This window comes from Mucilaginibacter sp. OK098 (assembly GCF_900142915.1).
Classification (GTDB): Bacteria; Bacteroidota; Bacteroidia; order Sphingobacteriales; family Sphingobacteriaceae; genus Mucilaginibacter.
The window spans coordinates 411,346-429,497 of record NZ_FRCM01000007.1 but is presented as its reverse complement, the minus strand read 5'-3'; the positions used below and the strand labels follow the sequence as shown (position 1 = coordinate 429,497).

Here is an 18,152-nt window from a genome sequence, read left to right as displayed (position 1 = left end):
TACCGTTGAAATTGTGGGTCCGTTCGTGTTTTTCTGTACCTGCAGGAGTGATGATGCCGCAGGAGTAGCGGTTCCGATGCCAACATTAAAGCCAAGGTTTGCAGGAATTGGAATAATGCTGCTGCCGGATGTTGTCCACTGCGCGCTACAAGTTATTGTAAATGCAAAAAATGCGATGGTTGTTGCTAAAAAGATTTTCATGGAATGATATTGTTTTTTGGTTATGGATCAGGTTGAAGGTTTGGACAGTGGTGCTTTAAGCACCAGTGCCCCTGTTGGGCATTGACACGGAACTTTGAGAAGGGCTGTAAACGCGATTAGATGCCGGCGCCGGCTTTAAGCGAAACTTTTTCATTATGTAAGGTTTAGATATGGGCATCGGTATGCCCATGTAATTTTGAGAAAGATAATAACATTTATTTGAATGGCGATTTTTAAGCGCGAATATTTTCAAACGACAATTTTCAAAGCATTAGCCGCGCCTAATTTCGGTAGCTGTAGGGGGGCTGGTTTCACCCTACAGTAATTCAAAAGGAGTTGTGGTTAATGCGCGAACATCTGCCTGTAGCAGTAAAAGGCCCTTGCAATGCCCGTTGAGGGGGCGTCGCACCCCTGCTGACCAGGAAGGGTCAGCTGCATCAAAGTGCTGCTCCGGACGGATGGGGCATAGGAGGTGTTCCTGTGGATCGCCAGCCAGCGGCTGTCCCGATGATGCCGCATATGCTGGCAACCGCTGTGCCGTCGGCAATGGCCGCCCGAAAGCGGTCACCTGCCGTAAGAATACCGCCAGTACTGGTAAAGATCCCCGTCACTTGCTGAGACTGGCGACGCGTAAGTCAGCACCAGTACCAGCGAGTGCTCGTCCAGCGCCGCCATGCTGTAGCTGAGCGCCCCCTTGATGAGCGTGCTTGAGTTTGGGGGAATTTCCCAGTATCCGCTGTCGGTGGCGTAGCCTTCCTTGTCAACGTACGTGCCGTCGGGGGAGAAGCTGAGAATCTCGCCCGGATAGCTCGGGGTGAGGTCCTTCCACGCGGTGCCCGAGTTGGAGACCGCGACCCCGGTGCGGGCGAACGTGCCGATGAGGAGCTGCGCGTAGGCCTTCGGGCTTGCCTTTGCGGCCGGCATGCCGCCCTTCTTGCATGAGGAAATGCCGATGCATGCCATGCACAGTAGGGCCACGCCCAGTGCGGATTTTTTCAGGAATGGTTTCATTGGGTTATGGTTTTAGTTCGTTTCGATTTCTTTCGCCCTGATCGCCTTCTCTATTGCCGCCTCGTAGCTTGAGCGCGCCGCGGTCTGGAACACGACGAACACGGTCTTGGGGGCGTTCCTGACCAGCGCGTCGCTGACCTTGCTGTATCCCTCGTAGATGTCGGTGACCGTGAAGTCGGTGTCCTCGTACTCCTTTTCCAGCGCGGCAATGTCCGGCACCAGCGCCTTGACGAAGCGGTTGCCGGAGACGTGCGCCCTGACGTACTGGAAGGACTTGTCCTCGGCGCTGCCGAGGCCGGTATGGACGGTGCCGCCGATGGCGTAGGTGTGGCGGCCGTCGCGGGTGGTGTAGGACTTGGCCTTCCTTTCGCCCACAATGGTGCCCCACGCTGACTTTGCGCTGTGGAGCGAATCGGGGGACGGCTGCGCGCTGGCGGCGCGTACGCCAATGCAGACAATAATGCTGATGAGGGGCAGGAATTTGCTCATATGGGTATGGGTTTAAGCGGTTAACGGTAGCCCAAACCTACGAAACGGTTTTGACAAATACAATCTATCGTATGTATTAATTGCAAATATTTAGCTATTCTTTTATGTTTCCAATGGACAAGGAAACAGAACTCAAGCGCCTAGGCAGGCACATCCAGGAATTGCGCAAGAGCAAGGGCCTGACGCAGACGCAGCTCGCGCATTCCATCGGCAAGGACCAGCAGTCGATCCAGCGCCTTGAAATGGGAGACTTCAATCCCACCTATTATTATTTGACCGAGATTGCGCAGGGGCTGGGAGTTACCGTTGAGGAGTTGGTGAGGGTGTAAGAAGAAAAGGCAATCCGTTCAAGGTGTTGCTCGCCAGCAGGTTGCCAAAAAAAGATTTGGAAATTAAAAACCGCGTGCCTACATTTATGGCAACAAACCATTGTTCACCTAAACCACGCAGTCATGAATAACACCATCATCGGAACCCTACTCGTTTGCTTCCTCGCATCCCTGGTACTCTTCGCCATCGGCGCTTACATTATCCGGGCTGTACTCAACATCCCCGGAATCATGCGGCTTCAGAAGGCGCAGGTCCGCCTCCTCCAGGAAATGGCAAAAAGCCAGGGGGTCGACAACAAGACCGTGCAGACCATCATTTCCGAGACCCAGTGGGAAACGCTGAACTGAAGGGCCGCTGACCGCAGGTCACTTGGGCCTTCGGGCGGAATTCAGGATGCTCTGCACCAGTCCCTGCCGGCCCGCGCTGGACTCGTAGTTGACCTTCACCCGGTAGCCCTTCATCACCGCCTCGGGCGGGGCGGGATCGCCGCGCTGGGTAAACAGTGCCGGTATCTCGGCGCTTGCGATGACGCTAATGCTTTTTTGCTCGTCTGCCGTCAGTTCCGAAGCGATCCTGCCCTGTATCTGCTTGCGCTTCGCGGGCTGGTCTGCGCAGACCACGATCCTGTCGTATCCCGCAGCTAGGCACTTGCGGACATTGTGCAGCTCCCAGGCGGCCGTGGTGGTGACTGAAACCTCAACGGCTATGGCTTCGCCCTCCCGTTCCAGCAGCACGTCGACGTACCCGCTGCCGTCAGGTGTCGGCACTTCAAGCTGCGCCTTGTACCCATGACCCTCGGCCATTGCCTTGACAAGGGCCTGCAAGTAGCGGTGCTCTCGAGCTGCCGGTGGCGTGACCTGTTCCCGGGCTTGCGGTACTGGTGCCTGCGAAGTGGGAGGGGTCGGCACTGTCGGCTCCGGCATTGGTTCAAATACCGGCCTCGCGGTTTCTTCCGCCGCAATCAGCGTGCTATAGGCGGCGCGGGAATGGTCTCGTATTGCGCTTTTAAAAGAGACCTCATCGGTCTGTTCAAACGGGATGATGTCAAGATTGAAATCATCCCGCGTGGCGTTCACCCGTGCGATGGCCTCGCCCACCGAGAGGTTCTCCAAATCGCCTGCGGTGAAGTGGGCGAAACCCTCTCCCAGCCGCTTTGCATCAGTATCGCCCAATCGAAAGCAAATGCGCGTCCCCGCATTGGTCAATAGGCTGCCTGCAATCTCGGCATCGAGTTTTGATACCTGCTGCATCTCCTGGTGTGACAGCACCAGTCCTAGCCCGTACTTTCGGGTGCCGGAAAGAATTTCAGCCATTGAGGGCGTGATGAAGTGGTGGAACTCGTCGACGTAGCAGAAGAACGGGGTGCGGCTGGTGCGGTCCTGGGCCTGCCTTGCCATAGCGGTCTGCTGCAGCTTGGACACGATGAACGCCCCCAGGAGATAGCTGTTTTCCGCTCCCATCAGCCCCTGCGACAGCTTCACCAGCACGATTTTATTGGTATCCATCAGCTGCGCGAAGTCGAGGCTGTGCTGCTGGCAGACCATGTTGCGAATGAGCTTGGGGCGCAGGAAGCTGTCAAGCCTAGTTAAGATTGAACCGATTGAGGTGCCTTTCAGCAGCGGAAACTCATGCTGCCAATAATACACGATGTCCGCATCGGTGACGGTTGAAAGAATGCGCGTGCGGTATGCCGTTTCGATGAGAAAGCGCCGCAGGTCGCCCAAGTGAAACTGCTTGGCGTTGTAGACAAACGCCAGTATCGCGTTGGCAAGGACGCTGTTCATCTGGTCGCCCCACGAGGTGGAGAACCTGCGAAAGAGCGCCACCAAATCGGAGGCCAGCAGTTCCTTCTCAAGGTCGGAATGGGCGCTCAGGATGTTGAGCGCGATGGGAAATTTCGCATCGCTCGGGTCAATCAGTACCACGTCCTTGATTCTGCTCTCGGGAATACAGTTCAAAATGTCCTCAATCAAGTCCCCGTGGGGATCCAGGCACATCAGGCCTATATCCTCATGGATATCCTGCATGATAAGGGAGTGCAGCAGGGTTGACTTGCCGGTGCCGGTCGCGCCCAGGAGGTGGACGTGCCGCAGCCGCTGCTCCGTGGAAAGCCCCACCGCCTGCACCTGCCCCTGGTGCCTGTTTTCACCCAAGATATATTCTTGTCCTAACAGGGAGGCCGGTGCCGCCCTGGTGGTGTGAACGGCATGGATGACCTTTTTCGTCCTCAGCGCGGCGCTTGGAAAGTGGACGAGGGCGGCCAGCTCGCCGCTGTTCAGGAGCATCCCCGCGCGTCGCGACTGGCGCAGCAGGATGTCGCCCAGCCGCTCGCCCGCCGAATACTCGGGATCGCCGGGGCGCTCCGCAAGCGGCATGAGCCGGTTGTGCACTGAGGCCGAGGCGTGCACGAGCGCGGTTGCAAGGTGCTGGAGCAGGGTGCGGGCACCGTCGAGGCCGTCCGCGCTCGTGACCGCGCGCACCGTCGCGCCGTACAGCGGGCGCGAGACCTTTTCCATTGCAAGCCGCGGCATGTCGGGATCGTCAAGGAAGAAGGACTGCTTCCCGCTGCAGTCGCACACGGCCGTCATGATGCTTTCAGGCCAGGGATTGGCCGCGGCCGCGAACATGACCTGCACGACGGCGCACTGGTCGCCCTTGAGCAGTTCCAGCACGCCGAAGAGCGCGGTCAGTGGCTCCTGGCCCTGCGAGAGTATTGCCAGGGGGCGCATGAACTCCTCCGCCAGGCCAAAGTCAACGGCATAGAACGCCTGTCCCTCGGTCAGTACCTCGTATACCCTGTCGTCCAGCGTCTCGGCAACGTGCACATCCGGGAAGAACGCCCTGAGCTGGGTGTACAGAAACGCGGCATCATGGTCGCGGCAGGCGCATTGCAGGTCGATTGAGTCGTGGCTTCCGACAATTTCGAAGCTCACAGGACTGCCGCGGTACGAGAGCATGGCCAGCAGCTGTTCCATGCGGGCAATCGGGGAGGCGTCGCCCCTGGGCAGGGTTATGCGGTATACGGTTAACGCATTGTCTCCCTCGGCCCCGTAGGCGATGACCGGTTCCGGCCGCGCGGAGGTTGGGGCCAATGCCTGGGAATCGGGAGAAAACAACCGGGCGAGCCAGTGCGGACGCCTGCCGTCATCGATGATGCCGGAAGCAACACAGTGCCCCCAAAACGGCTCGAAGGCGGGTTCCAGCTCGACGGGGCCGTCCGCGAGGAACCAGCCGCGCCCCCGCTGCTCCCATTCGTAGAACTGGGCCGTCAGTTCCCTTGATGGCGAAACCATCTGTTAGCCGTTAATGAGGGATGCCTTGAAGCCCTTGTCCAGTTTCACCTTTTCCACTGCCGAAGTGATAAGCGCGTTGATGCTCGACGTGAACATCAGCTGGGTGTCGAGCTCGTAGTACGTCCTGCTTTCCAGGCGGGTCGAGAGCGCCTCGCCGAGCAGCGGAATCTTCTTTGCCATGTTGGCGGCCACGTGCTCGTCCTCCTGCAGCCACCAGCTGATGAAGAAGCTGCGGCCGAAGGGGCTGGCGCAAAGGAAATAGTGGTACCGCTCCCTTGAGATGCGCAGGTAGTCCCGCCTTGAGGAAAACAGGCCGCCCTCCTTCAGCGTCACGGGAGTGCAGGTGACGTCGGGATACTGGTACTGGGCGATCATGTCGCGGACGAGGGCGTAGAACTCCCTTGCCGAGAGCTGCAGGTCCTCGAAGTGCTGGTACTTGTGCAGGTGGACGGTGGTTTGCGTTGCCATATTGATTTAAGGGTTTGAGGTACCCTAAATATCGGGACAGGCTTCGCACAAGCGCAAGCGTAGTTTTACGCATTCCTGCCCCGTTTTTTCACTCCGTAATTAGGGTGAAAACACCCATTGTAATTGTGAGGGATTTTCTCTATTTTAGGCTCTGAAAATCAACCAACTATGACCTATCGCATGAGTATTGTAGCCTGTTGCTTCCTGGCGGTGTGGCTAATTGGTGGTTTATTTGTCGGCATAGGTGGACTGGTAAAGCTAAATGCCGATGAAGCTATTGAAAATATAAATAAGAAAAAGGATGATTTGCTAAAACGGCCAATGGATCCAATTAAGACTGAAAAGGGCCTCACTATCACCGATCAATATATGTATGCAATTTATAACGAGCAGGAAGGGCTTGAGAGGTACTTTGAGTGGACCATTGTACTGCCGAAGTTTGCAGCGTTGGTAATTACCGCGATGAGTTTTGGGCTGCTTGGCGGCCTGGTGAATATATTCAAGGATTTAGCGACAGGAAAGACGCCAATTTCAGAAGCAAGATATGTGACCATGCCCGTCTTGGGTATCCTGACGGGGCTGGTCGTCCTGGGACTCACCTACGTTCTTCCCACAGCCCTTACAAAGGATACGGGCGAAATTCGACCATTGACGCTAGTGTTCTTATGCCTGTTCTGCGGCATCACTACTGAAAAGTTTTACGCTAAAATAGATTCTTTTTTTGACAAATTAATTACTGGAAAATGAAAGTTTTATCTTTTATCCTATGCTTGACGCTTTGGTATACCGCGGCAAGCGCGCAGGGAAGCGCTGAGAGTGCCGAGGCAAGGCACATTGGAACGCTAAAGGCTCAAATTAGCCCTACGATAAATACGGCAATTAGCACGATATCAAAGGGCATCCCAATTGACGCCGTCAAGGACTATTTTAAGGACAATAAAAATATCGTTACCCTTCAAAAAGCAGATGGCATCATGTATAAATACAAGATGCTGTTTGGAAGAGACGAGAATGTATTGCAAGTACGGGCAAAATCAGATGTCACCGACATTGACTACCTGAAGCTGTATGACAACGTTAAAGCAGACGAGTATACGTTCCAGGTAGTAATAAGATATCAATGCACAGACCCAAAGCACAACCCGAAACACGAAGCCAAGACGTGCGATGCAATGCAACAAATCCAGAAGGATAACGGATGTAGTGGCTATACAATGCTGATCACCGACATCCCCTAATTATTCCAAAAAACAAAAAGAGAAAAAAGAAATCCCCGCACTCGGCGCGGGAAAGCGCTGCAAGGAGGAACGGAATAAATGGGCCTGCGCGGGCAATGGCGCTGCCGGGTTTATGCCGTAGTTCCTTGCAGGGCTTTTGGGGAGGTAGGGAGAGCCGAGCATCTTTGACGGATTTTTTCTATTTGTTTTTAGTTAAGCGCAAATAAGTTACATGAATGGGCAGTGTTTTTTAATCCAAAGGAAATAATATAACTATCTATTTTTCAGATAATTATACTTGCGAATATGAAAATAGTTACATACCTTTAAATACACCAATTAATCCTTATCACCATGTATGCATTACCCATTGCCTGCAGCTGCGCGTTATTATTAATAATTGTGCTGCTCATCGTGCTTCGCAAGAAGCTTACCTTATTTCTTAGAGACAAGAGTACTTTAATGCCAGAAGATCAGCGTACGTTCAGCATGTCTTCAACAATGATCTTTTATTGGACGGTACTCATCTTTGCATCCATTTGCTACATTGGCATCGTTAGTGGCAGTCTGCCTACAATTGAGAGCGGTGTGCTGATTCTCATGGGGATTGTAGTGGGAACCACCACCGCGGGAAAAGTGATTGACACTACGCAAAGCATAGATCCCACCATTGCCCGCAGCCAGGACATGTCTCCAACGCAGGGGTTTTTAACCGATATTCTTTCCGATGCTAACGGCATCAGCGTGGCCCGCTTTCAGACACTGGTATTTAATATTATTTATGGCTTTGCGTTTTTATCTATAGTGATCACAAAGCAATCACTATATGACTTTCCTCCCCAAACATTAACTCTCTTGGGAATCAGTTCCGGGGCGTACGCATTGCTAAAAATACCGGAAAACTCCAAGCCGACGGTCAATCCGCCCACGCCACAACAAGCAACAACGGCAATTTCATAATACGATCGTACGTTGAAAAAGCACTGTTGCTGCGGACTGTTGCGCACAGCGCAGCAGTCTTGATGGGGGCAATTCTCATGCGGCACTGAGCCGGAATGCCAAAAGCACTGTTAATGTGGCCCGGCATATTGCTCGCCCAAGGCCCGGATGAGATTCTCCATCCGCGAGGTCAAATGCATTCAGGCCAGATCAGCAACTGCTTGCCGAAACGAATTTGAAATTTTGCAGACAATGCCCAAGCACATTAAACAACCCATACTATGAAAAAAATATTTTGCTATCTAGCAAGCACCGTCCTGGTCCTTGCATCCTGCGCCAACCTAGATCATATCAACACGTATGCGACTCTTTCTACGAAGGCGCTTGAATCTCAAAACTCAATTGGATATTCATATGCCCAACACTGCCAGGATTTTGTCTGTTCGCAGGAATTGTACTATTTCCCCCCTTACGGCAAGTTTCAAGATACAATACCGTGCGATTGTGAAGCCTATAAATTAGCTGATAAGGCATTAAATACGTTAAATAGCGTCTTGTCTGGATATTTGACTGGCCTAGGCAAATTATCGGATAAGAAGGCCGTTAACTATAACTACGACAATTTAGTTAAGGCCATTGACGTAGACAAGATTAAAAACATTGTACCCATCACAAGCGATCAGGTTACGTCCTTGGGCAAAATTGCTACCACCGTTACCAACGATTTAATGGACGGATACAGGAAAAAGAAACTCAAGGATATTATAAAAAATACCGATCCCGATTTTCAGATTCTATTAGGCGCCTACATAGGCCTAATGGAGACGCAATTTACGATATTTCTAATTGGCACAGACAAGTCAGAACTCGCCAACCGATATAACCGTTATTTTATAGAGCATAAGGAAAATCAAACGCTGCCATCATACATAAAGGCGCAATACTATCAGGACTATCTTGTTCGTGCGGCAAAATTCAACGCCTACAGGGACTTGACCGGAAAGTTCATTGCGGCCTTAAGGGAAATTAAGGCCGGCCATGCAAAGCTTGCTTTAGAGAGTGACAAGCTAACCGAAGACACGCTTAAAACAGCAGTAAATCAATACTCTGCCGACTTATACTCCATCGTGCAGGAATTTAACAAATTAAAAAACTCCAAATAGACCCGATATGGCAACTTTAACAACTCCCCAGGTAACCCAATTGACACTTGATTATAAAAATTTAGGAGATCAGCTGATGCAATACCTCAATACCAATGTGGGCAACCTAACCAGTTTACAGTACATAGACATAAGCAATAGAATTAGCACAATATACCACAACACAACGCTACTTGGAGCCTTAACGACGTATCAAACCGTACAAGACCTGTCAGTGCAAATAGCATCGATAAACCAAGCCTCAGCCAATATAGATGCCGCGCTTAAAAGCATTGCCGATGTTCAAAAGATAATTAATATAGCCACGACGATTGTCAACCTGGGCGTATCAATATTGACATTTAATGTCAACGATATTATTACCAACGCCGGTGACCTAATCGCAGCTGTGAGCTAAGGCATTTCCCCCATCCGCCCAGACCAGAGGAGAACAGGGCGTTGGCGCGAGCGGCAAAAAAGTCCATGCAGGGAGGCTCAACGGCTGAATGGAGTGCCTGGAGATCGGCCTGATTTTTTCGGACGGTGTACAGAGCGCTTAAGAAGCGTGCGATGAAGCCGCAGATATCTGACGGATTTTGCATCATAGATAGCTGTTCGCAAAAGTTGTATATTTAACGCCTAACCAATTCACCATGAAAAGAATACTCATTATCTTAACCCTGCTTCTTAGTATATCTGTCAGCAACTTAACGGCAGTCGTTCCTTTTGCAAAAGCAAGGGTTGATTCCGTGTACATCTGCCAAAGCAGGTCGGCCTATGCGTACCATTCGTACGAATGCCGGGGCCTGTCGCGCTGCACGCATGGCATCGTGAAAATCACCAAGGCCCAGGCAATCAAGCTGGGATACAGGCCCTGCAAGATCTGCTATCGGTAGGGGAAAATAAATTTCACATAGCCTGCCTTGTCCCTTGCATTTGTACATGCAACTCTGTAGCTTAGAGCAAAAAAACCATTATGACCATGAAAAAAGTATTCACGCTGCTCATGTTGTTGATGTTTAGCTTTGCGACACTGACCCAAGCACACAACACCCCTACGTATTCCTTTAAGGCCGACACGGTTAAAAAACACCTAAAAAAGGACGGTACGCCTGACAAGCGGTACAAGGAAAACAAAACACCGAAAGTCCCCTTGAAAAAAGATGGCACTCCTGATAAGCGGTACAAGGTCAATAAGACTGATACTGCAAAGAAAGCAGCGAAACCAAAGAAGAAAAAGAGTTAATTACACCCCTATATGGAGAATAGAAACGCCGGGCATTCAGCCTGGCGTTTTGCGTTTGTACGCTATGGTATTACGTGGCACTCGTGCGAATGTGCGGAGTATATTTGGGATGGATATAGTATCGCTTTGGAGCCGATATGCCGCCAATGTGCTTTTTCACCGCTATAGGAATGGTTGCGTCATATTGTTTTGTGCGTATGAGGCTTTCCTTGATGATTAGGCACACCGTATTGATAAACCGCTCTGTCATGTCGGACTTCTGGACGTCTCCAAAGACCCGCCGATAATAGGATTCTTCAAAGCGGGTTAGGTCAATGAGCAGCCCCGTTGTATTGTCAAAAGCAAAGAGCTGTTTGCGATCCTTCTGCGTGATGGCGGCATCAAGCTTGGGGTTGTCGGACACCCATGCAACCAAATCATAATACAGCAAGGTATAGAGTTCGTTAAGATCATCAGGCAGCATACACGCGTATATAAAATGAAGTTTATACTATTTGCTAAGCTAATTAGCAAAAATAGCGCCTAACAATGATGATGTCAACACTTGCTACACGATTCCACATAGCAGCCCTATTCGTATGCTATGGTTTTCTGCGAGCCGCCGATAGACAACGGAGAGAAACGGAGTTGTCGCGAGCGGAGCAAAACGTCCAGGCAGAGGGAGCGAAGCGACTGAATGGAATGTCTGGACACGAGCCACCGGCGGCAGTGTGCATTGAGCGGGTTGGGCAACGTGCCCGGACAATGCACGCGCTGCCGGTGGCGAAGCGTTTTGCGACAGCGCAGGCGAGCCAAACAAGAAAAGCGGTTGGCTTTTACAATGCCGAAGCGGGAGGCGAGGCGTTGTATAAAGCCAAAGGGAGCTTTTATGATGAACGACCTTGCGCACACAAAAATGATGACAGGTTCAGCCCGCGGAGCGGAAACAGGCTGATTGAGAATTTTGCGTGCCTGAAAGGCTTGTGAAATTCTCAATGAAAACCTGGCGTTACTTTTTGTGGAGCTTGGGAGTGAAGAATGCCTTATTTCCTTTCTACTTTTCCCCCGATGAACCATTTGATTTTTTGATTATTATATATCTATGTATTAAAGCGGGGTAATCAAGAACGCATCTAAACCCTTGATCTTGATTTACCCAAGTGGGTAGCTTTGAGTTTTTTAAATTATAATTAGGATATAAATATGAATTTCCCATAATTAAATATTCACAACGATAGCGTGAGTTTCTTTTATAATTGGGAATGATATTAATTGAACTATCAAAATTAGTTCTTCTTTCCTTAGCTTGATACTTATTCCAAAAGTCATAGTTATCAACTTGATAAGTCATTTCTGCAAGAATACCACATGGGAAATAATTATTATTGAATAATTTACTGAGATCGGAATATTTATCACTTAAGTCTAAATTCTCATTAATGAAGATCTTTTTATAGTATTCATATTCGATTGCTGTAGGTAATCGCATCCCTTTAACATTAGCAAAAGCGATGGCCGCAATCAGTGAAACATATACAACTGGCAAATCTTCATCTGAGTTATTGAATAAGCTTAAATAATATGGATTCTCAATTTCTTTGCTATGCATTTCTTTAGAAAAGCAACTGTTTTTTAAGAGAAATTCTTGAAATTCCTTGTTACTAACAGGGGATTTTTGAACTACAAAAGGCAAAGCTTTAATTGCAAAATCATTATTTTCAGCAATCCGGACACTCTCGGTGCTCAATAAATTAGGGACTATTAATGATTCATTATCAAGTAAGTATTCTTCAATTTTTTTCGAGTCGCTATTAATAAATCCATTCAATTTATTGGGTCCAATATTATCTGTATTTAAAATAGCACCATCGAAATTACAATCAATAAACGAATTACTATCATCAACTAAAGAGATGTAAAAAAAGGAGTATTCAAATTCACATTGGAGGAAATGACAGTTTTTAAATTCAACATATCCAAAAAGGCAAGCATTGAAATTACACCTAGTGAAAGAGATATCTTCAAATACAACACCCTTAATAGTGAGGTAACTAAAATCAACCCCATATATTTTGTTTTCATCAATAAAACATAAAAGTCTTATAATATTATATGCTAAGTAATAATTATTTATTTGGGGCCAGGAGCTTGGAATATTTAATTCATACACCCTCTCTTCTTCAATCTCAAAATCCCTTGTTATTTTCCCTGTTTCGTTACCTACAATTAGTTCCTCCCAACTGTTATAATGCAATGCAGAATTGAAGTTAAATGCATCTCGAAGTATTTTGTGTAACTTATTAACAAGGTCATTTTTCTTATTTGTTGTAGATAAAAAAGATTTAAAAAAGTAATTAATAGTCTGAGCATCTGGAATCGGGCTTACCCCTAATATATCGGTAAAACTATTGATTTCTAAAGTATCTAAAAAAAACTGTTTGTCAAAATCAAAGGTTGTTTTATCAAGTAAAGTTGTTCGAATGAATGTGTAATAGTAAAAATCAATAAAAATATTGCTATCGTACTGTAAGTATCCATTTCGGTCAGTAGTTAACAAACTTGAAATGATTAAACTTTCAGTAGTTAAATCAGGGGGAAGTTGCAACCATTTAAATTGTTGGTTAAAAAAAGAGTCTTGGTGGAAAATTGATGGAATTATTTTACGAGTAAATTCTGCTAGTTCATTTCTTAGAATCCTCCCATCGGGTGTAAATGATAGGTTCTTATTGCAAATAAGGCTTAAAACTAAGATTGTGGTTAAATAATTGTGGTCATGGATACTGAGGGTTGGCCTTCTAGTTGTTAGTTCTCGATCATGCCAACGTTCTATGCAGTATGAGAGGAATTTTTCAAGCGATGTATCTTCTGTAGATAATTTCTCTTTTACAAAATTATGTATTATTGAGTTCCATAATGGTTTTTGGAGAAGGCCAGCGATAATGCTTTTTAATTTTGCATCCTTAACTAGAGCGTCAATTCTTTCATTTTTTAATAACTCAATATTTGATGTAAATCCTTTTAAACTTAGTATTTTGGTGTCTTTTCCAAACAGATTGTGAACATCTCTGAATCCTTCAAAGATTTCGCCCCTGAAAGCAATAATGGTTTTGAATTCATAGGAATTAGAGACTTGTCTAATTTCATCAGAAATGTGTTTGAACAATTTTAGGTTTACTTCACTTTGTTCATCAAGCGAGTCAAAAATTAGGATAATATCAAAGTATTTTTTTAATGAATTTAATACCATAGAGATGTCACTATGCGAAATAGTGAATCCATATAATTCTTCAATTTTATTTCTAATTATTCCTTTTAAATTGTATGCGCCCTTCCCATGTAGATCGATATAAAGGGGAAATATTTTCCTTCGTTTTGACAATCCTATGTCTAGTAACTTAAGACATAAAGAATTTAAAAGGGTGGTTTTCCCGCTTCCGAAGCTGCCAATTACAGCTAGCGAAATCGAACTCTTGTCTAGACAGAAATTAAAGCAATACTCCAATGCATCTTTTTCGACGTGAAATTCTTTATTACCTTTATCAGCAAATAGTTCACCACAAATTGGGATAATTTTAGTTTCACTACCGAGTGAAGATTCAAGAATTGATTTACGATTTTTGTAAAAAAAGTCTAAATCAAATATTTCTTTTATTAGTTCCTCAATTAGTAAAACCTTAAAATTTAAACCTCTTAATTTGGCCTGATATCCTTTTGATTCAACATACACAATATAGGATTCCGCTTCATGCCCCTCGTTTTCAAATAAATTAGATAATTCCGAGGAGATTGAATGCCAATCTAAGTTTTCATCGCTCTTGTCTTCTAGTAGATGTATAGATAAAAAAGTTACAATAGATGTACCAGTACCCCATGGGGTTAAATAATTAATTAAAGCAAGCTTTTCATTTAATTTCTTGCACTTGAAGTTTGAAAATTGAAATAAATTGAGAATTATTTCACAATTATATTTGGAGTTATCCATCAATAATATTATTAATTGATTCTTAATTGTTCATGACAAGACCAGAAAATTCTAAATCCATTGTCCAATAGGTTTTGTATTTCTTTCATTTCTGATTCTGAAAGAGGTTTTGTTGGATAAAATCTTCTAATCGTAAGCTTAATACTCCTATCGGTTTCTGTTTTTTTTTCCTCGATAAAATCTTTTATAAATTTAATAAAGGTTTTATGATGTTTTTCAGAATTCTCAATATTTTCAAGTGTAGTAGCTAATTTTGATGACCTATATAAAACCATACCTTTTATTGATAAGTGCCAAGCACCTATTGTTGACCTATGATGGTTCGGTTTTAGATTTTCTTTAGGGATATCAAAAATTTCGGAGAGTTTATTAAAAAAACTACAAGCTTCGGGATAGTCCCAAGGTACAGCACCTGGTTCAGGTTCATCATAAGGCAAACTACATAAATCGAAAAGGAATAGGTACCCATTTTTTTTTTCTAGTTTCTTAAATGATTCTAAAATTAAATAAGAAATTTCGGGAATGCCTAACTCATGAATAGAGTTGATATTTGTAATTAAATCAAATTTCAAATCAGTAAATGAATTTTGCAATAAAGAAAGTTCACCGATTTTTATTTGATTATGAGTGACATTTTTTAGAGATGCTGCATTTATTTCAGCTCTTTTAGCGATATTTCTTTCTAATTCTAAGCCATGAAAATTTATCTGAAGGTCCGGAAATCCCTGTGCAATTTCTATTAAAATCCTTCCGTCACCACAACAAATATCTAACCAATTCAAAGTGTTTTGACCTGTTTCAGCTATCCAGGTTTGAATGATTGTTTTTAATGATGAATCCTGAACCAGTGATCTACTATTTTGTTCAAAATTGTATACTGACAAAGTATCAAGTCTACCTCCCATTATCCTTATTTTTAAATAATTGACACCCAATAAAGCTTAACGACACTATTAAAACATATGAGATAGCAATAATAAAATCATTGTGCATCAAGTTCCCATAAACAAAAGTTGGAATTCCAATAATTACCGATAGTGTTATACCTGTCAGGACTCCCCGGGCTGAGGTTCCTTTTGAAAATATACTTAATAGAGTTGGTGCAACTATGACAGACGTAAGAGTATTCAAAGACCACCAAAAATATTTTAAATCAAATTGAATATATGTTACAAAAAATGCCAAACCCAGCCCAAACAATCCGCATACTATCATAATAAATCTTCCGTCTTTAATTCTAAAATTTGTATCACCGACAATGCTTTCGTGATCCCAAGATTTAGCTATTACCATTTTATATAGGCTACTAGTTGCAGAAAGTGCAGAGTCTAGTGTTGAAGATAGTCCCGATAGCAATGCCGTCAGAAATGCAAATGCAATTAAAGTGGATGAATAGTTTTTAACAATTACAAATCCAATCAAGGACATGTCAAAATCTTTTGGTAAAACAAATGTATTAGAATGATATGCTCCAACGAATCCTATGAATGATAAGGTTATTGGCACAATCCCAAATAGAACTGCCCCTAAAATGAAACTCTTTTTTAATGCCTTCTCAGAAATTGCAAATGACCGTTGCCAAAATTGCTGATCTCCAATGGATGCTGATAATAAAGAAATTGTCATAATTATTCCAGAGCTAAACAAAATTGAGGGAGAAAATGGGTTGGTGCTACCTTTGTTATAGACTCCAGAAAAGTTAAGATTAAAGTGTAATGAATGAAGTAAAGAATACGATACAATAAATCCAATAATGATCAATAATGAATATTGAATTAAATCTGTTAGCAAGCTAGCTTTGAAACCTGAAACTAATGTATAAATGAGAACAATAAACAAAATTATCGCCATCATTAAATATTTATTCCCACCTGTTGCAATTGAAAATAAATAGCCACCTGCATATATTTGCATAGCAATAGCCATTATTTGATAGTAAAAAAATACAATAAGATAGAAAGTAGTTACTTTTTTGTTTCCATATCTTTTACTAATCCACTCCGGAAGGCTGTATCCGTTTGGTAGTTTTTTTCTAATAGTAGGAGCAATCCAAATAAATATAAGAACTGCCAGTATGTTTGGAATCACAAACCAAAAAATACCTGCAAAGCCATTTTGATATGCCAGCTGAACTGAAATCATTAATGCAATACTCCAGGTCCATGCAGCTGCAATGCTAGTGCCGCCGTATAACCATGAAGCTTTACGTCCTGCTAGTAAAAATCCATCAACATCCTTTCCACCGAATAATTTACGTGCATATACAGATGCAATCAAGGTTACTAATCCGAATACTGCTAATAAAACGAATCCAGTTTGTTGGCTTATTAAGGGTTCCATACTTTCTTTATGTTACACGTTTATTGTAGAGTTGCAAGGAATAAAGCTGATAATTCACTTTAAAAGTTACTTTACTTTCCTGTCATTTGTTTCTTTTGGTCAGTATTATAAAATGTTTCTGCTTCACGGGGAACAGAAATAATAAATTAATCGAATTTTTCTATGTATTTCGGCTTGGGGCTGTTTGGCCAGATGGAATAAATGAATAATCGACATAATAATATTCTTTCTTTACAGTCCCTCCTAACGCAAGCCTATAGGATGCATCATCAGGATAGGTTGGGGCAAACATAAAGAGGGTAATATTTTGTTTTTCAGCAGTTAGGCCTGCAAGGTTGTCGCACAGTATTGGCACGGAATACCGGGGATACTTCTCTAAGGTACTGCGTGATTTTTTCAGAACTGCCGGATTGTCGTCTTTTAAAGAATAATATGCAATTGCACCTAGGGGCATATGGCCGATGCCATTCAATGAAAAAGACAATGGTGGGGACAATGTCGTGAGTAGTAGTATTTTACGGGTTTTCATTATGATAAGGTTTATTCATAAAAGTATAAATATTTTTTAATATCATGCAAAAAATATTTATATATTATTTCTTAAATAAAAAGAGCATTTAATCGGTAATGTAAAGTTGCATCGGAAGAGATTTTGCTTTTATTTCGTGACTCAATAGCGATGCCAATACCTAAACAACCGCCCTTTCGGATCGTTGCAATCCGTGCGATAATTTTTCAAATCGTTCACAAAAAAATTATCGCATGAAAGACAACAACAAGCTTTTCTCCCTCTTTGACCAGTTTGCCTACACGCAAAATCACGCCAGCGCATTCTCGAACATGCTCGACTTCTTCCTTATGGCATTTAAGCGGCACGATGCGCAGCAGGATCGCCTGAAGGCGCTGGAACTCCTGACAACCCATCCCAAAAGGGAGCAGCTGGTCGCGCTCTATGCGGAGATTGGCGAACTGTCCGAGGGGTTCCATGATCCTCTCGGACAGTTATTCGAGCAGCGGATCTCTAATGGCAGGAAGGGCCAGTTCTTCACACCCGAACCGCTCACCGAATTTATGGCCCGGAGTATGGGGATAGATTCCCTGTTGCCCAAGCAAACGGTGTGTGATCCGGCCTGCGGCTCAGGCCGGATGCTGCTGGCGGTTGCGAAGATTAACCGTCACCTGCACTTCTATGGCGCGGACATTGACGTGGTGTGCTGCAAGATGGCGGTCATCAACATGGTTCTCAACTCCCTGACGGGCGAAATTGCCCACATGGATACGCTGGCGAACGAGTTCTTCAAAGGGTACAAGACGGGAACCGTCCTGAAGGACGGCTATCACTACCCCTGCTTTGCTGAGTTCAGCGATCCGAATGAAAGCTATATCTGGCTGCGGCCGATTGATTCGAAAGAAAGCACGGCGTTTGACGCGCCATTTATTCCAACCAAGTCTCCGCTCATGAGTAGCGGCGTGCAGGGCAGCTTGTTCGACTTGTCATAGGTGCCTAGACTATAA

General features: G+C 45.1%; 22 protein-coding genes. 10 read left to right on the top strand and 12 right to left on the bottom strand.

Features of this window, described 5'->3' with window-relative positions; translation table 11 throughout:
- From BUE31_RS30815 to BUE31_RS24490, 4 genes are all read right to left on the bottom strand, one after another.
- Window positions 1-201: hypothetical protein (locus BUE31_RS30815; protein WP_143167244.1), on the bottom strand; the 201-nt coding region annotated here is incomplete at its 3' end.
- Between the two features lie 316 nt (window positions 202-517).
- On the bottom strand, window positions 518-769 hold the full coding sequence (locus tag BUE31_RS24500; RefSeq protein ID WP_073406482.1) for a hypothetical protein: 252 nt from the start codon (window positions 767-769) through the stop codon (window positions 518-520).
- Complete coding sequence (locus BUE31_RS24495) at window positions 766-1,212, bottom strand: hypothetical protein (protein WP_073406481.1); 447 nt, start codon at window positions 1,210-1,212, stop codon at window positions 766-768. The genes BUE31_RS24500 and BUE31_RS24495 overlap by 4 nt, the downstream gene beginning before the upstream one ends.
- Window positions 1,213-1,224: 12 nt before the next feature.
- Window positions 1,225-1,701 (bottom strand): hypothetical protein, encoded by a 477-nt coding sequence (locus BUE31_RS24490; protein ID WP_073406480.1) that lies wholly within the window; start codon window positions 1,699-1,701, stop codon window positions 1,225-1,227.
- Between the two features lie 113 nt (window positions 1,702-1,814).
- Here BUE31_RS24490 and BUE31_RS24485 point away from each other — a divergent pair, with 113 nt between their 5' ends.
- Complete coding sequence (locus BUE31_RS24485) at window positions 1,815-2,030, top strand: helix-turn-helix transcriptional regulator (RefSeq protein WP_073406505.1); 216 nt, start codon at window positions 1,815-1,817, stop codon at window positions 2,028-2,030.
- A gap of 123 nt (window positions 2,031-2,153) precedes the next feature.
- The gene (locus tag BUE31_RS24480; protein WP_073406479.1) at window positions 2,154-2,378 is read left to right on the top strand and encodes a hypothetical protein; all 225 of its coding nucleotides are present in this window, start codon (window positions 2,154-2,156) and stop codon (window positions 2,376-2,378) included.
- Between the two features lie 18 nt (window positions 2,379-2,396).
- Here BUE31_RS24480 and BUE31_RS24475 read toward each other — a convergent pair whose 3' ends face one another.
- Both BUE31_RS24475 and BUE31_RS24470 read right to left on the bottom strand, forming a co-directional pair.
- Window positions 2,397-5,324: a type IV secretion system DNA-binding domain-containing protein gene (locus BUE31_RS24475; protein WP_073406478.1), complete on the bottom strand. Its 2,928-nt coding sequence runs from the start codon at window positions 5,322-5,324 to the stop codon at window positions 2,397-2,399.
- 3 nt (window positions 5,325-5,327) lie between these two features.
- Window positions 5,328-5,792, bottom strand: a complete 465-nt coding sequence (locus BUE31_RS24470; RefSeq protein WP_143167242.1) for a hypothetical protein — start codon at window positions 5,790-5,792, stop codon at window positions 5,328-5,330.
- A gap of 168 nt (window positions 5,793-5,960) precedes the next feature.
- Here BUE31_RS24470 and BUE31_RS24465 point away from each other — a divergent pair, with 168 nt between their 5' ends.
- The 5 genes from BUE31_RS24465 (at window position 5,961) to BUE31_RS24445 (ending at window position 9,508) form a co-directional block, all read left to right on the top strand.
- Window positions 5,961-6,539: a hypothetical protein gene (locus BUE31_RS24465; protein WP_143167241.1), complete on the top strand. Its 579-nt coding sequence runs from the start codon at window positions 5,961-5,963 to the stop codon at window positions 6,537-6,539.
- A complete protein-coding gene (locus BUE31_RS24460) occupies window positions 6,536-7,030 on the top strand; it encodes a hypothetical protein (protein ID WP_073406475.1) in 495 nt (164 codons plus the stop codon). Before BUE31_RS24465 ends, BUE31_RS24460 begins: the two co-directional genes overlap by 4 nt.
- Before the next feature lie 333 nt (window positions 7,031-7,363).
- Window positions 7,364-7,969 carry a hypothetical protein gene (locus BUE31_RS24455; RefSeq protein ID WP_073406474.1) on the top strand — a complete coding sequence of 202 codons (606 nt, stop codon included), beginning with the start codon at window positions 7,364-7,366 and terminating at the stop codon, window positions 7,967-7,969.
- Between the two features lie 260 nt (window positions 7,970-8,229).
- Entirely contained in the window at window positions 8,230-9,111 is an 882-nt protein-coding gene (locus tag BUE31_RS24450; protein ID WP_073406473.1) for a hypothetical protein, read from the top strand.
- Between the two features lie 7 nt (window positions 9,112-9,118).
- Complete coding sequence (locus BUE31_RS24445; protein WP_073406472.1) at window positions 9,119-9,508, top strand: hypothetical protein; 390 nt, start codon at window positions 9,119-9,121, stop codon at window positions 9,506-9,508.
- Between the two features lie 289 nt (window positions 9,509-9,797).
- On the opposite strand, the gene BUE31_RS24440 is transcribed toward BUE31_RS24445, so the two are convergent.
- Window positions 9,798-10,034, bottom strand: coding sequence for a hypothetical protein (locus BUE31_RS24440; RefSeq protein WP_073406471.1), 237 nt, complete (start codon window positions 10,032-10,034; stop codon window positions 9,798-9,800).
- 38 nt (window positions 10,035-10,072) lie between these two features.
- Between BUE31_RS24440 and BUE31_RS24435 the strand changes: the two genes are divergently transcribed.
- Window positions 10,073-10,336: a hypothetical protein gene (locus tag BUE31_RS24435; protein WP_073406470.1), complete on the top strand. Its 264-nt coding sequence runs from the start codon at window positions 10,073-10,075 to the stop codon at window positions 10,334-10,336.
- A 70-nt stretch (window positions 10,337-10,406) separates the two neighbouring features.
- Here the strand turns inward: BUE31_RS24435 and BUE31_RS24430 are convergent, their stop codons facing one another.
- A complete protein-coding gene (locus BUE31_RS24430) occupies window positions 10,407-10,799 on the bottom strand; it encodes a hypothetical protein (RefSeq protein ID WP_073406469.1) in 393 nt (130 codons plus the stop codon).
- A 218-nt stretch (window positions 10,800-11,017) separates the two neighbouring features.
- On the opposite strand from BUE31_RS24430, the gene BUE31_RS24425 reads away from it, so the two are divergent.
- Window positions 11,018-11,302 (top strand): hypothetical protein, encoded by a 285-nt coding sequence (locus BUE31_RS24425; protein WP_143167240.1) that lies wholly within the window; start codon window positions 11,018-11,020, stop codon window positions 11,300-11,302.
- Between the two features lie 67 nt (window positions 11,303-11,369).
- Here the strand turns inward: BUE31_RS24425 and BUE31_RS24420 are convergent, their stop codons facing one another.
- From BUE31_RS24420 to BUE31_RS24405, 4 genes are all read right to left on the bottom strand, one after another.
- On the bottom strand, window positions 11,370-14,297 hold the full coding sequence (locus tag BUE31_RS24420; protein ID WP_073406467.1) for an SUMF1/EgtB/PvdO family nonheme iron enzyme: 2,928 nt from the start codon (window positions 14,295-14,297) through the stop codon (window positions 11,370-11,372).
- 11 nt (window positions 14,298-14,308) lie between these two features.
- Window positions 14,309-15,202, bottom strand: coding sequence for a methyltransferase domain-containing protein (locus BUE31_RS24415; RefSeq protein WP_073406466.1), 894 nt, complete (start codon window positions 15,200-15,202; stop codon window positions 14,309-14,311).
- Window positions 15,192-16,637, bottom strand: a complete 1,446-nt coding sequence (locus tag BUE31_RS24410; RefSeq protein ID WP_073406465.1) for a sodium:solute symporter family protein — start codon at window positions 16,635-16,637, stop codon at window positions 15,192-15,194. Before BUE31_RS24410 ends, BUE31_RS24415 begins: the two co-directional genes overlap by 11 nt.
- 160 nt (window positions 16,638-16,797) lie before the next feature.
- Entirely contained in the window at window positions 16,798-17,166 is a 369-nt protein-coding gene (locus tag BUE31_RS24405; RefSeq protein ID WP_143167239.1) for a hypothetical protein, read from the bottom strand.
- A 233-nt stretch (window positions 17,167-17,399) separates the two neighbouring features.
- On the opposite strand from BUE31_RS24405, the gene BUE31_RS24400 reads away from it, so the two are divergent.
- Window positions 17,400-18,137: an N-6 DNA methylase gene (locus BUE31_RS24400; RefSeq protein ID WP_073406463.1), complete on the top strand. Its 738-nt coding sequence runs from the start codon at window positions 17,400-17,402 to the stop codon at window positions 18,135-18,137.
- The last annotated feature ends 15 nt before the right edge of the window (window positions 18,138-18,152 follow it).